This is a genomic window from Variovorax paradoxus (assembly GCF_000834655.1).
GTDB classification, from domain to species: Bacteria; Pseudomonadota; Gammaproteobacteria; order Burkholderiales; family Burkholderiaceae_C; genus Variovorax; species Variovorax paradoxus_F.
Map to the genome: position 1 here is coordinate 166432 of NZ_JXQQ01000010.1, position 13110 is coordinate 179541.

Genomic DNA, 13110 nt, shown 5'->3' on the forward strand with positions numbered 1-13110 from the left:
GCTGGTGAAAGATGTGTTCGATGCGAAATTTCATCTCGTGGCCCGGGAACGGCTGCTTTTAAGCACATTCTGCCCCGACCACGAAGGTCTGGTCCTGGCCGGATCCGGCTGTGCAAGCCAAGGTTCAGGGTCCACCCCGACCTCGGGTTCGCTTGGAAATCACCCGTGATGTTGCCATCTTCATCGACCTTGAAGGCGCCCTTAATGAACTCCGGAGGGATTCGATCGTTCGGGCCGAAGCTTCCCGCGATTTGGTAGACCCAGCCACCCGGGTTGGCCTTGGCCTCCGCAATCATTTCCCGGGTTGGGATGACCGCTTTCGGCGAGGCCGTCGCGATTTTCTTGAAGGGCCACATACACAGGTTCGAAACAGTTGAGGGAGGGAAGCGACGGACCGGTTGTGGCCGATTGCAGCAGCACATTTACTCGCGCAGGCGGCCGCGTTTGAAACGCAAGAACATCCCGATTGCCAACATGGCAAGTACGCCTCCCAGGATCAGTTGCCCAACGATGGCGGCCAAGGCGGCCCCGGAAATGAGGCCGAGTGCAACCGCACCCTCAATGAGGTGGAGAACTGCGTCTAGCTTTGCGCCTAGATAGAACTTGGCCATCTTTTCGGGTGAGCATTGTCAATGACTGGTCATGGCCGAAACCGGCCGGCAGCCGGCCGTTGCGTCAGACTCTAATGCGCTGGCCCCTACGTTAATGGGCAAGGAGCAGCCGAAGGCTGCATACGAATAGTCGAGTGACAGTCTAAGGACGGGAAATCCCTAGGTCAAAACATACTTGCAATCATGCTCGCAAGTAAATAGCATTGACCGCATGACACAGACACGCCCCTTGGTGCCTCTTGACGGCGAGGCCCCTCCGCGGTCGGCCAACGACAGCGCGACCACCACCGCCCCCAAGTCCCGGCGAACGCAGGCCGAGCGCGTTGCGGAGTCGGACCGCCGCATGCTCGAGGCGGCCACTCACTTGATCGCAAAGAATGGCTACACCCAAACGACGCTCGAAGCGATCGGTGTCGAGGCAGGTTACAGCCGAGGGCTCGTGCAGCATCGCTTCGGCAACAAGGACCGGCTGCTCGACGAGTTGATCAAAAAGATCGCCGCTGACCATCGAGAGCGCCTGCTGGAGCGCATGCGCGGCCTGTCCGGTATCAATGCGCTTTTCTGCGAGATCGATTGCTACCTCGAGGGGATGGACACCCCGCGCGACAGTTCACGCGCCTTCTTCATGCTGATGCAGGAGTCGCTCGGCCCTGCGCCCCATATCCGCTCGACATTTGCGGCCATCAGCGCGCGTTGGCACCGCGCGCTTGCGCGCCAGATCGAGAACGGTCAGAACGCGGGCCAGATCCGCGTCGACGTTGATCCCGCGCGTGAAGCCCAACTCCTCATCGCAACCGCACGCGGCTTGCGCATGCAGGCCATGCTGAATCCGCAGACCAGTGACATCGCCTCTGCGATCGAAACGTTCAAAGACGGCCTGCGCGCCCGCTGGCTCAAGCCGACAACGGGCTGAACCCCGCCCGCACCCTCCGCCGCCACCCCCTGCCCTCTCGCCCCCCTCCCGGCCGGCGAGCAGGCGGAGCTCTGCCCGATCGATTTCTAGTTTTTACTTTGGAGACGTCCTCATCATGCGCACCAAGTGGCTCCGCCCGCTCCTGTGCTCCGTGCCGTTGAGTTTCACCGCACTCTGTGCTCAAGCAAACGACTTTCCGACCAAGCCGATTCACCTTGTCGTGGGGTTCGCGCCCGGCGGCGCCTCGGACATCGTCGCGCGACTGCTTCAGCCTGAACTGCAGAAGCGCCTGGGCCAACCCATCGTGATCGACAACCGCCCCGGCGCCAACGGCAATATTGCCAACGAGGTGGTGGCCCGCGCGGAGCCCGATGGCTACACGTTGCTCTTGGGCAATCCTGGGCCGCTGGTTTTCAACCCCTTTCTCTACAAGCAGGTACCGGTCGATCCGGCCAAGGCCTTTGCGCCCGTCACACAGATCACGGAAAGTCCGATGGTGATCGTGGTGCCGGCCAAGTCACCGCTGAACTCGGTGGCCGACCTTGTGAGCCGCGCCAAGTCCAAGGCGGGCGGTCTTTCGTATGGATCGGCCGGCAACGGCAGTTCGATGCACCTGGCCGGCGCGACGCTCCAGATGCGCACCGGCGCCTCGCTGGTGCATGTGCCCTACAAGGGAAGCGGACCGGCGATTACCGACTTGCTCGGCGGCCAGTTGGACTTCATGCCCGACAGCCGTTCGACCACGATGCCATTCATCCGCGACGGCCGCTTGCGGCCGCTCGCGGTCACGGGAGATCGCCGCGTGGCCGATCTACCTGACGTGCCCACGGTGGCCGAGGCCGGCGTGCCCAACTTCAAGGTGACGACATGGCTGGGCATCGTTGCTCCCGCCGGTACCCCGCAGCCCGTGGTGAAGCGTCTGCACGAGGCCTTCAGCCATGCGCTCAAGCAGCCCGCTGTCAAGAGTCGTCTGGAAGAACTCGGCACCTACGTGCTGGGCAGCACGCCCGAGGCCTTCGCCCGCGCGATGGACCAAGAACGTCAAGAAGCGCGCTTGCTCGTGCAACAGACTGGAATGAAGATCGAATGAGCACCCCCACCCTTGAACTTGCGCGCTGCAACGCGTGCGGCGGCACCAGCTTTCCGGCAGAGGTGCCCGGTTGTCGCCACTGCGGCGCGGCGAAGGCGCAGTTGCGCCCCGAAGCATGTGCTGTTCCCATGCGCCTGCTGAACTTCGCCACCGTCTACTCGCCGCTGGCGCCCGGCCTGGAAGTCCCCGCCGTGATCGGCGAAGTGGAACTCGCCCCGGGCCTTGTGGAAGAAGCCCGCATCGACGTGCCCGACGAAACCGTGCTCGCGCTCGGCATGGCACTCGCACCTGTCTGGCAGACAGCTGCCGCCGACGTGCCTGGCAACTGGGTGTTTCGCCCACTCGCTCGCGAGGTGAACGCATGACGCGCGCATCTTCCCTACTGGGCGAACGTGCCGTGTACGTCGTGGGCATCGGCCTGCACCCCTACGGCTTTCCGTCCGAGACGCCTTATGTCCAACTCGGTCTGCATGCCGTGCGAGAAGCCTTGGCCGATGCCGGCATGCATTGGCCGCAAGTGCGCTCAGCTGTCGTAGGCACCGCCGCACTCGGCATGGCGGCCGGCCGCGTGATGCTGCGCCACCTCGGCTCGACGGGCCTGGAAGTGCTGCAGGTGGAGAACGCATCGGCGTCCGGCTCGACAGCTTTTCGCATTGCTTGCCTTCAAGTGGCCAGTGGCGAACATGACGTGGTGCTCGCCATGGGCGTGGACAAGTTCGGCGACGGGCGACGCGCGGTACTCAAGGACGGATTGACGCCGCTCAGCCCCACAGCGAACGTTCCCCTGGTGAAATTCGCGCTGCTGGCGCGGCGCTGCATGCGCGACTACGGCCTGACGATCGAGGACATGGCCCGCGTGGCGGTCAAGAACCATGGCAACGCCGCGCGCAATCCGTACGCGCAGTTTCGCAAGCCGCGCACGATGGCGCAGGTGCTGGCGTCGGCGCTTGTCGCGGGTGACCTCACGGCCATGCAGTGCTGCCCAAGAGGCGAAGGCGCAGCGGCGGTGATCGTGGTCTCCGAGGACGCATTGCGCCGGCTGGGCGTGCCGCGTGAACGCGCGGTGCGCGTGCTGTCCTCCGTCGCCAGCAGCGAAGCGCTGCCGGCCAATGACGCGCCGGCCCTTGTCGAACTGGTGCGCACCTCGTCCGCCGCCGCACTCGCGCAGGCCGGCATCGGTGCGAAGGAACTGGACATCGTCGAACTTCACGACGCATTCACCATCGAGGAGCTGCTCTACACCGAAGCAGTGGGCGTGTGCGACGCGGGCGAAGGGGCGCTCTACGTAGCGCGCGGCGACGCCGACATTGGCGGGCGCTGCGCGATCAATCCCTCGGGCGGACTCATCGGTATGGGCCATCCGCTCGGCCCCACCGGTATCGGCCAGGTGGCCGAGATCGCGCGGCAGCTGCGCGGCGAAGCCGACGGCCGCCAACACCCCGGCGCCCGTCTCGCACTGGCCCACATGATCGGGCTTGGCTCGGTGGCCGTCGCTCACGTACTCGCACGTGCCTGATGCAGGCAAGAAGCACCCAGATGAACTACGACACCCTTCTCTACGAGGTCACCGATGCGGTGGCCGTGATTCGCCTGAACCGCCCCGAGCGCATGAATGCGATCGGCGGCGCCATGAAGGCCGAACTGCGCGACGCCTTTCTGGAGCGCGCTCGCCATGACGAGGCGGTGCGTTGCGTCGTTGTAACTGGTGCAGGCGACCGCGCCTTCTGTGCCGGCGCCGACATCAAGGAGCGCGCACACAGCGCGATGCCGCAAGCCCAGTACCACCTCCAGCAGAAGGCCACGCACGAGCTTTTCCGCGCCATCGAGCAATTCGAGAAGCCGGTCATCGCCGCCATCAATGGCGTGGCGATGGGTGGCGGCCTGGAGATCGCACTGTGCTGCGACGTACGCATCGCCGCACGCGGCATAAAGCTGGCGCTGCCCGAGGCACGCATCGGCGCCTTGCCCGCCGCGGGCGGCACGCAGCGCCTGCCGCGCCTCGTTGGCCCCGGCATCGCCAAGGAACTGATGTTCACCGGCGACCACATCGACACCGAGCGCGCGCTGGCCATCGGGCTGGTCAACCACGTCGTGGAGCCCGAAGCGCTCATGCCCACAGCCATGGCCATGGCCGCGCGCATGGCGGCCAACGCGCCGCTTGCGGTGCGCCACATCAAGCACGCGGTGGACACGGGCCTGCAGGTGGGCATCGATGCAGGCCTGGAGTACGAGCGATACGCGGCCGCGTTGGTCGTGTCCAGCGAAGACCGCCGCGAGGGCATGCGCGCGTTTGTAGAGAAGCGCAAACCCGTCTTCCGGGGCCAGTGAGCGCCTCCGCCCTGCCTCCTCACATCTATCTCCTCTACGACAGCATCTCAAGGAAATCGACAGCATGGATCTGAACCTCAATGGCCGCGTGGCCTTCGTGACCGGCGGCGGCCAAGGCGTGGGCCGCCGCATATGCCTGGACCTCGCCGCCGAAGGCGTTGCGGTGGCCGTCAACGACATCTTCGAGGAGCGCGCGAGCGCCGTGGCAGGTGAGATCCAGGCTGAGGGCGGGCGAGCCTTCGCCGCGGTCGCCGACATCACGCAGCAGGCCGAGGTGAATGCGGCGGTGGCCGCCACCGAGGCGGCGCTGGGGCCGGTCGACATTCTGGTGAACAACGCCGGCGTGTTGGTCGAGCGCCGCGAAAAAGGCGGCGCCGCGCCGCTCTTTCTCGACACCACGGCCGACGGCTGGCAGCGCATCGTCGATCTGAATGTGTTCGCGATGATGTATTGCTGCAAGGCCGTGCTGCCGGGCATGAAAGCGCGCCGGCACGGCAAGATCGTCAACATCATGTCCGAGGCCGGGCGCACCGGCGAGGCGCGGCTCGCCGTGTACTCGGGCGCCAAAGCCGCGATGCTGGGCTTCGCCAAGGCGATCGCTCGCGAGCACGGCGGCGATTGCATCAATGTGAACGTAATCGCCCTGGGTGCGGTATCGCACGAGGGCATTCGCGAAGGCGCGCTGAGCCCCGAGTCCACGCCCGAGAACAACGAGCGCCTGGGCAAGATGCTCAATGCATACCCCATCTCGCGCGGCCTGCGTCGCCTTGCCCGCCCGGAAGACATCTCGGGCATGGTCTGCCTGCTGGCTTCCGATCGCGCCGCCTACATCACCGGGCAGAGCATCGGCATCAGCGGCGGCTTCGTGATGCAGTGAAGCCAATGCGCACCCGCCTCACTGATCTTTTCGGCATGCGGCTGCCCGTGATGGGTGGCGGACTCATGTGGCTGTCCGATGCGCGCTATGTGGCCGCACTTGCGCGCGCTGGCGCGCTGGGCTTTCTCACGCCGCGCTCGTTCGACAGCCTGGACAGTTTTCGCGCCGCACTGCGCGACTGCCGTGCGGCCAGCGAGGGCCGTCCATTTGGCGTCAACATCACGCAGTCGCGGCGGCCCGAAGAAAATCGGCTGGTACCTGTGTGGATCGACGTCGGCCTGGAGGAAGGCGCGATGGCCTTCGAGACCGTGGGACCTTCGCCGCGCGAACTGTTCGAGCGCATCCACGCCGGCGGCGGGCGCGTGATTCACAAGTGCGCCTTTGTTGCGCACGCGCTGAAGGCTCAGGACGCCGGCGCCGATGCCGTGGCGCTGGTGGGCTGCGAGGCGGGCGGGCATCCGGGCACCAACGAGTTGCCCACCTTCGTGCTGGCCGCGCTCGCGCTGGCACAACTCCGCGTGCCGATGGCGCTGGGCGGCGGCATCGGCAGCGGCCGGCAGATTGCTGCGGCGCTGGCGCTGGGTGCCGATGCCGTGGTGATGGGCACGCGCTTTCTCGTGTGCGAAGAGATCTGGGCGCACGAGAACTACAAGAATCATCTTGTTGCGCAGCCTGCCGAGACCTCGACGCTGGCGCTGCGCAGCACGGGCCACCCATGGCGCGTGCTCGACAACGACACGGCGCGCCGCACGCGCGCGATGGAGTCCGAAGGCGCCTGCAGTTATCCGCATTTCGGCGCGCTCTCGACGGGCCGCCTGGGCCGCGAGGGCGCCTACGCCACAGGCGACTGGAACTCCGGTCTGCTTTCCATGGGCCCAGCCGTCGCGTTTGCCGACCGCATAGAACCCGTTGCAGCCGTGCTTGAGCGGCTCATGCACGACGCCGCCACCTGCGCCGCGCATCTCTCCGCCCTGACCTGCCCCGCAACCCATCCCATCTCCCCCACTCCGCTTTCATGAACCCGAATCTCTCACTCCATTGCGGCCGCCGCAGCCTGGAAGGCATCAATCTCCAGGCCCAGGCGGACCGCGCCGCCAGCGGCTTCCAAGCGCTGGGCCTGCAGCCCGGCGACGCCGTGGCTGTGATGCTGCGCAACGATCTGCCCTATCTGGAACTCATGCTTGCGTTGGGCCGCCTCGGCGTGCATCTGGTCGCCGTGAACTGGCATTTCCAGGCTGAAGAGGCCGCCTATGTCTTCAAGGACAGCGGCGCGCGTGCACTCGTGGTCCATGCAGATCTGTGGCCGCGCCTGGCCGCCGCTGTGCCGGAAGGGCTGCCGGTGCTCGTTGTCCCCACCCCACAGGATGTGCTCGACGCATATGGCCTCGAAACTACAGCCCTGCCGGCGGGCGCGCACGACTGGGCCAGCTGGCGCGATGGATTCGCGCCCTGCACGAGTGCGCCGGTGCCCTCGGTGGGCAGCATGCTCTACACCTCGGGGACGACCGGACGACCCAAGGCCGTGATGCGTCTGCCCGGCACACCGCAGCAACACGCGGGCTCAATGCGCGTGCGCGCGCTCGCCAGCCAGGCCCGCGAGGGCATGCGCACAGCGGTTGTCGGACCGCTTTATCACGCCGGCCCCAATGCGGCTGCGCGCGTAGCGCTCGACATGGCCGAACGTGTGGTCGTGCTGCCGCGATTCGACGCCGAACAGCTGCTCAAGACAATCGAGGAACACCGCATCACGCACCTGTCGCTGGTCCCGGTGATGCTCGTGCGGCTGCTCAAGCTGCCTGAAGAGGTGCGCGCGCGCTACGACGTCACTTCGTTGGAGAACATCACTCACGGAGGCTCGCCTTGCGCTCCCGAGGTGCGACGCGCTGTCATCGCATGGTGGGGGCCGATCGTCAATGAGACATACGGGTCGACTGAAACCGGGCTTGTCACCTTCGTGAATGCCAAGGAGTGGCTCGATCACCCCGGTACGGCGGGGCGGCCTTTCCCGGGTACGTCTGTTCGAATCCTGGACGCCGAAGGGCGCGTGCTGAACGCCGGCGAGGTCGGTGAGATTTATGTCGACCCCGGAGACAACGCCCTCCCCTTCACGTACCGCAACAACGAAAAAGCGCGCCGGGCCATCGAACGCGACGGCCACGTGACCAACGGCGACATCGGCTACCTGGACGCCGAGGGCTACCTCTATGTCACCGACCGCAAGCGGGACATGGTGATCTCGGGCGGTGTGAATATCTATCCGGCCGAGATCGAGCACGCGCTGGTCACCCACCCGGAAATCTCCGACTGCGCGGTGTTCGGCATTCCCGATGCGGAGTATGGCGAAGCCGTGGCCGCGGCCGTTGTGCGCGCGCCGGGCAGCGGCATCACCGAGACCCAGGTCCGCGAGTGGGTGCGCCAGCGTCTCGCGGGCTACAAGGTACCTCGTCACGTGGAGTTCCACGATGCGCTGCCGCGCGAAAGCATGGGCAAGGTGTTCAAGAACCAACTGCGTGCGCCCCACTGGGATCGCGCGGGCCGCCGCATCTGATCATGGCGACACCCCACCCCCCATCGCCAGGCGCATTCTTCGGCACCGAACCCGATCGCTTCGACTTCACGTGGCCGGGTCATGCCGTCTTTGGCGATGGGTGTGCGCGGCAACTGCCTGAGTGGGCTTCGGCGCGGCGCGTGGCCAGGCCGCTCGTGCTCAGCGACGCCGGGCTCGTCCGTGTTGGCATCGTGGCACCTCTGCTCGAAACGTTGGAAGTGGTCGGATGCAGGCCCATCCTGTTCGACGGCGTCGCCGCCAACCCCACTTTGGACAACGTCACCCAGGCGCGCGCCACCTGGGACGCGCAACACTGCGACGGCCTCATCGCCATCGGGGGCGGAAGCGTCATCGACGTCGGCAAGGTGCTTGTCGCCGGACTGTGCGCCGACGTTCCCATCGAAGACGTTCTGCGTGAGGGAGACCGCGTATTGCAGCGCGCCGCGCCGCCCTTTGCCGCCTTGCCGACCACGGCAGGCACAGGCAGCGAAAGCACCACTGCCGCGCTTGTGAAGGACCACCACGGCCGCAAGCACGTGCTGCGCAGCCGCAACAGTCGCCCGCAATGGCTGGCGCTGGACCCTCGGCTCACGCTCAGCTTGCCCGCATCTGTCACGGCCAATACCGGCTTCGATACGGTGATGCACGCGCTGGGTGCGGCGACCAACCGCGCCACCAATCCGGTCGGTGAGGCACTGGCGCTCCAGGCGCTGGCGCTGGGCATGCAGGCCCTGCCCGCAGTGCTCGCTGATCCGACGTCGCTGAATGCGCGCAGCGACATGCTGCTTGCCAGCTACCTTGCTGGGGTTGCGATGAGCCTGCGCGGCGTGGACGGCATCCATGGCCTCTGCACGCCGCTGGAAGGGCTGGTCGATGTGCCGCACGCCCATGTGCTGGCCGTGACGTGCATACCGCTCATGCGCTTTACGCTGCCCGCAGCCGTCGCGCGGTATGCCCGGGCCGCGCGCGCATGCAGCCTTGGCAACGCTGGCGACTGCGACGAAGTCCTGGCTCATGCGCTGGTTGAGTCCATCGATCGTCTGCGCGAGCAAGCCGCGCTGCCCCACACGCTGGCCGAACTTGGCGTACAGATCGACGCGCTCGGCCCCGTTATTGACGCTGCCGAGCACAACCCCTCACTGCGGCTGAACGCACGACAGCCCACGCGCGACGAGATCGCCGGCCTCTACCGCGCCATGCAGCCTGGCTGAGGCCATCGACTTTTATTTCTCTGGTTTCCCAAACTTCTCTTCGCACCATGCAGACCGCTTCCTCCCCTGCCGTTTTACGCACCGGCGTCTATCCGCTGCTGATCAACGGCGAAGAACGCCAAGGCGCCGCCGGCTTGCAATTCGAGGTCGGCAATCCCTCCACCGGCCGGCCCCTCGCGCAGGTGGCAGAGGCCGATGCGCAAGACGTCGACGCAGCTGTGCGCGCCGCCCAGCATGCCTTCGACACGCACTGGCGCCATACCTCGGCACGCCAGCGCAGCCGCCTGCTGCGCAAGCTCGCCGACGCGCTGGAAAAACGCAGCGAGCAAATGGCTTGGCTCGAAGCATGGAACGTGGGGCGCCCCATCTCCCTCACGCGCGGCTCGTTGAAGACCATGCTCGAAGGCATCGAGTACATCGCGGGCGTCTCGCAGGGCATCGGCGGGCAGACGCTCAACGTCGCCGACACACACATCGTCAACTTCACCCTGCGCGAGCCGTTCGGCGTAGTGGGCCTCATCCTGCCCTGGAACTACCCGCTGACGCTCACCATCAGCAAGCTGATGCCGGTGCTGGCGGCGGGCAACACGGCCGTCATCAAAGCGTCAGAGATCACCCCGCTGTCGTCGGTTGAACTGGGGGCCGCCATCCTCGAGGCAGGCTTTCCGCCGGGTGTGATCAACATCGTGCATGGGCCGGGTGCCACCGTTGGCCAGGCGCTCGTGGACCATCCGCTGGTGGAGAAAATCTCCTTCACCGGCGGTACCGCAACTGGCAAAGCCATCTACCGCAGCGCCGCCGAGCGGATCAAGCGCGTGACACTCGAGCTTGGTGGCAAGTCGCCGCTGATCGTCTTCGACGACGCCGATCTGGACGCCGCCGCCGCGGTGGCGCTGCAGGATGTGAGCCGCAACACCGGCCAGATCTGCGTGGCCTGTACCCGCCTGCTCGTGCATGAGCGCGTCGCGGAAGCGTTCACCGAAAAACTTCGCGACGCCTACGCCCGTATCCGCATCGGACTCCCCGACGATCCGCAGACGCAGATGGGCCCGCTGGTCAATCGCGCGCAGCAGGAACGCGTGCAGCGCTACATCGAGATCGGCCGCGAGGAGCAGGCGCGACCCGAGACGATGCAGGACCTCACGGCACGCCCCGAGCTGCAGGAGGGCAGTTTCGCCGCGCCCACGTTGTTTCTGCATGGGCACAGCCAGATGCGCGTGTCGCAGGAAGAGATCTTCGGGCCAGTACAAGTCTTGATTCCGTTTCGCGACGAGGAAGACGCGGTCCGCATCGCCAACGACAGTCGCTACGGCCTGGCTGGCGTTGTCTACACGCGCGACACGGGACGAGCGATGCGCATGTGCAAGGCGCTGCAGATCGGCAACCTCGCGATCAACGACCCCATCAAGGCCTCCGCCGATGCGCCGTTCGGCGGTTTCAAGGAATCAGGGTTGGGCAAGGAGCGCGGGTTGGACGCGATCCTGGAGAACACGCAGGTAAAGAACGTGCGGTTCTCCGTGCGCTGACGAAGTTCGCATCGCAAGACCGGGCGGGGTATTCCGCTCGAATAGAAAACCAAGGAGACAAGACCATGAAGAAGCACATCACTGCTTTACTCCTCGCGCTCGCTGCGAGCCTGATGCCCGCCTGGGCCGCACCTTTTCCGGAACGGCCTGTCAAGATGCTTGTGGGCTTCGCGGCCGGCGGCATCACAGACATCACCGCCCGCCAGGTCGCCGAAAACATGAGCCGATCACTGGGTCAGCCCGTGGTCGTAGAGAACCGTGCGGGTGCGGGCGGCAACATCGCAACCTCGGAACTCGCCCGCGCGCAGCCCGACGGGTACACCATCATGCTGGCCTCCCCGGGTCAGCTCGTGGTCAATCCGCTCACGCAGAAGTCACCCGGGTTCGACCCCAAGACCCAGTTCTCGCTCGTGAGCCTGGCCAACGAGAGCCCGTTCGTGCTTGTGGTGCCTGCCAATTCCAAGTTCAAGAGCGTTGCCGAGATGGTGGCCTGGGGCAAGGGCAATGAAGGTGGCCTCAGCTTTGCCTCGCCGGGATTGGGTACGACGATGCACATCGCCGGCGAGATGCTGCAGGTCATGGCGGGCGTGAAGGCCGTGCATGTGCCCTATCGCGGCGGCGCGCAGGCGACCGGCGATTTGGTGGCCGGTCGCGTCGACTTCATGATCGATAGTGTTGGGGCCGTGGCGCCGCAGATCCAGGCCGGTCAGCTCAAGGTGCTGGCCGTGGCAAGCGGCCGCAAGCTGCCGCAATTTCCCGAGGCACCCCTTTTGTCGAGCATGTACCCGGGTCTGGAGGTTTCGTCCTGGCTGGGCGTGGTCGGCCCGCCTGGGATGCCCGAGAGCGTGCAACGCACCTTGGTGCGTGCGGTCGAGCAGGCGGTGCGCGAACCTGCTTACGTGCAGATGCTCGAGAAGCGCGGGAGCGTTGTTGCGCCCGCCGGTCCGGCCGCGTTTGCGACCCATCTGACCAAGGAGCGTGAGCGCGTCGAGCGCACCGTCGTCAAAGCAGGCCTGCGTCTGGACTGATCGGCGACGGCACGAGTGCCGCGATGCGCGGACAAGCCAGCAGCGGAGGCTTTCGGGCATCGTTCATGACCGGGGCAGGCGCCCCTTCTCTCAAACACCGAGGCGGTGCAGCCGCATGGGATCGTGCAAGCTCATGCGCACTGCGTTCGTCCCTTCTGGGGATGACCTCAGTCAAGCACATTCACCCCGTGGTCGCGCAAGCGTTGCGCGAGTGACTCCCAGCGCTCGGCTTCAAAGTCGGCAAAGCATTGTGCGAGCAGTGCGTGCGTATGTACCTCGGCTGTGATGGTGATTTTCCGTGAGCGGAACCATCCAGCCTTTTCAGTCTGCGTGAAGTGCACCTGATCGTACGGAGTGGCATCCATCGGCACGTGACTCACGCGCAACTCGGCCTTGGCAGCGGGGGCCTGGAAAACGACGGCTGGCAACGGCCCTTCTTGGGTTTCGTGCCATGCGCCCATGACATGCCGCCAGTCAACTGATCGGATGAGCGCGATGGCCGCTTCGCCGTTGGCGACCTGACCGACGTCAGCGGTATCACTCGAAGGGAGACCAAATTGGAGGGTTGTGTAATGGATCATGGCTTCGGCTTCGTGAACTCCCAGCACGGTTGTTGGCTGCCGTGCGAGATGACAGATCTGGGTGAAATCGTAAGTGATCTCGCGGTCATGTTTAGCAAGAGTGTGCGATCCGGCAGACGCTTCGACCAACGCTTAATCAATCGCTAGCCTGAAGAGCAACAACGCCCGACGCGTTGGAGATGCGAAGCCAAACATGCGGTGGCTGCTTTCGATGTGGTGCAACCATTTCCTCGGAATCTCGGCGCGTGGACCCCGCCACGGCGATGGCACGTAAAGGCAATCGTGTCGGTGCAATGCCTCCGCAGTGGATGCCTGCAGTTTTCTGGAGGTGAATGTAGCGAATCGGTCTTTGCTCGGCAGGATAGATGTCCTTGTTAATGGACAAAATCCAGCCAAA

The 13110-nt window shown here is 65.6% G+C and carries 12 protein-coding genes; 11 read left to right on the forward strand and 1 reads right to left on the reverse strand.

Going from position 1 to position 13110, the window contains the following annotated elements; all coding sequences use genetic code 11:
- Positions 1-822 precede the first annotated feature (822 nt).
- The 11 genes from RT97_RS05465 to RT97_RS05515 all read left to right on the forward strand — a co-directional run bounded on the left by RT97_RS05465 (position 823) and on the right by RT97_RS05515 (position 12132).
- Positions 823-1524: a TetR/AcrR family transcriptional regulator gene (locus RT97_RS05465; protein WP_080898180.1), complete on the forward strand. Its 702-nt coding sequence runs from the start codon at positions 823-825 to the stop codon at positions 1522-1524.
- Between the two features lie 220 nt (positions 1525-1744).
- Positions 1745-2614, forward strand: a complete 870-nt coding sequence (locus tag RT97_RS05470) for a Bug family tripartite tricarboxylate transporter substrate binding protein (RefSeq protein ID WP_253278138.1) — start codon at positions 1745-1747, stop codon at positions 2612-2614.
- Positions 2611-2979 carry a zinc ribbon domain-containing protein gene (locus RT97_RS33030; protein ID WP_155403737.1) on the forward strand — a complete coding sequence of 123 codons (369 nt, stop codon included), beginning with the start codon at positions 2611-2613 and terminating at the stop codon, positions 2977-2979. The genes RT97_RS05470 and RT97_RS33030 overlap by 4 nt, the downstream gene beginning before the upstream one ends.
- Complete coding sequence (locus RT97_RS05480; RefSeq protein ID WP_042577753.1) at positions 2976-4130, forward strand: thiolase family protein; 1155 nt, start codon at positions 2976-2978, stop codon at positions 4128-4130. Before RT97_RS33030 ends, RT97_RS05480 begins: the two co-directional genes overlap by 4 nt.
- A 20-nt stretch (positions 4131-4150) precedes the next feature.
- Complete coding sequence (locus tag RT97_RS05485; protein ID WP_042577754.1) at positions 4151-4942, forward strand: enoyl-CoA hydratase/isomerase family protein; 792 nt, start codon at positions 4151-4153, stop codon at positions 4940-4942.
- A gap of 64 nt (positions 4943-5006) precedes the next feature.
- Positions 5007-5819, forward strand: coding sequence for an SDR family NAD(P)-dependent oxidoreductase (locus tag RT97_RS05490; RefSeq protein ID WP_042577755.1), 813 nt, complete (start codon positions 5007-5009; stop codon positions 5817-5819).
- A gap of 5 nt (positions 5820-5824) precedes the next feature.
- Positions 5825-6838: an NAD(P)H-dependent flavin oxidoreductase gene (locus RT97_RS05495; protein WP_042577756.1), complete on the forward strand. Its 1014-nt coding sequence runs from the start codon at positions 5825-5827 to the stop codon at positions 6836-6838.
- Entirely contained in the window at positions 6835-8367 is a 1533-nt protein-coding gene (locus tag RT97_RS05500; RefSeq protein ID WP_052810561.1) for an AMP-binding protein, read from the forward strand. The genes RT97_RS05495 and RT97_RS05500 overlap by 4 nt, the downstream gene beginning before the upstream one ends.
- A gap of 2 nt (positions 8368-8369) precedes the next feature.
- On the forward strand, positions 8370-9578 hold the full coding sequence (locus RT97_RS32025; RefSeq protein WP_080898181.1) for an iron-containing alcohol dehydrogenase family protein: 1209 nt from the start codon (positions 8370-8372) through the stop codon (positions 9576-9578).
- 47 nt (positions 9579-9625) lie between these two features.
- Positions 9626-11104, forward strand: a complete 1479-nt coding sequence (locus RT97_RS05510; protein ID WP_042577757.1) for an aldehyde dehydrogenase family protein — start codon at positions 9626-9628, stop codon at positions 11102-11104.
- A 65-nt stretch (positions 11105-11169) separates the two neighbouring features.
- Positions 11170-12132 (forward strand): Bug family tripartite tricarboxylate transporter substrate binding protein, encoded by a 963-nt coding sequence (locus RT97_RS05515; RefSeq protein ID WP_052810563.1) that lies wholly within the window; start codon positions 11170-11172, stop codon positions 12130-12132.
- A gap of 167 nt (positions 12133-12299) precedes the next feature.
- Here RT97_RS05515 and RT97_RS05520 read toward each other — a convergent pair whose 3' ends face one another.
- Positions 12300-12842: a hypothetical protein gene (locus tag RT97_RS05520; protein WP_155403738.1), complete on the reverse strand. Its 543-nt coding sequence runs from the start codon at positions 12840-12842 to the stop codon at positions 12300-12302.
- Positions 12843-13110 lie beyond the last annotated feature (268 nt).

What these genes read in the sequence shown, in the direction of transcription:
- RT97_RS05465 (WP_080898180.1), top strand. Translation starts at nt 823, where the DNA reads ATGACACAGACACGCCCCTTGGTGCCTCTTGACGGCGAGGCCCCTCCG.
- RT97_RS33030 (WP_155403737.1), top strand. Translation starts at nt 2,611, where the DNA reads ATGAGCACCCCCACCCTTGAACTTGCGCGCTGCAACGCGTGCGGCGGC.
- RT97_RS05480 (WP_042577753.1), top strand. Translation starts at nt 2,976, where the DNA reads ATGACGCGCGCATCTTCCCTACTGGGCGAACGTGCCGTGTACGTCGTG.
- RT97_RS05485 (WP_042577754.1), top strand. Translation starts at nt 4,151, where the DNA reads ATGAACTACGACACCCTTCTCTACGAGGTCACCGATGCGGTGGCCGTG.
- RT97_RS05490 (WP_042577755.1), top strand. Translation starts at nt 5,007, where the DNA reads ATGGATCTGAACCTCAATGGCCGCGTGGCCTTCGTGACCGGCGGCGGC.
- RT97_RS05495 (WP_042577756.1), top strand. Translation starts at nt 5,825, where the DNA reads ATGCGCACCCGCCTCACTGATCTTTTCGGCATGCGGCTGCCCGTGATG.
- RT97_RS05500 (WP_052810561.1), top strand. Translation starts at nt 6,835, where the DNA reads ATGAACCCGAATCTCTCACTCCATTGCGGCCGCCGCAGCCTGGAAGGC.
- RT97_RS32025 (WP_080898181.1), top strand. Translation starts at nt 8,370, where the DNA reads ATGGCGACACCCCACCCCCCATCGCCAGGCGCATTCTTCGGCACCGAA.
- RT97_RS05510 (WP_042577757.1), top strand. Translation starts at nt 9,626, where the DNA reads ATGCAGACCGCTTCCTCCCCTGCCGTTTTACGCACCGGCGTCTATCCG.
- RT97_RS05515 (WP_052810563.1), top strand. Translation starts at nt 11,170, where the DNA reads ATGAAGAAGCACATCACTGCTTTACTCCTCGCGCTCGCTGCGAGCCTG.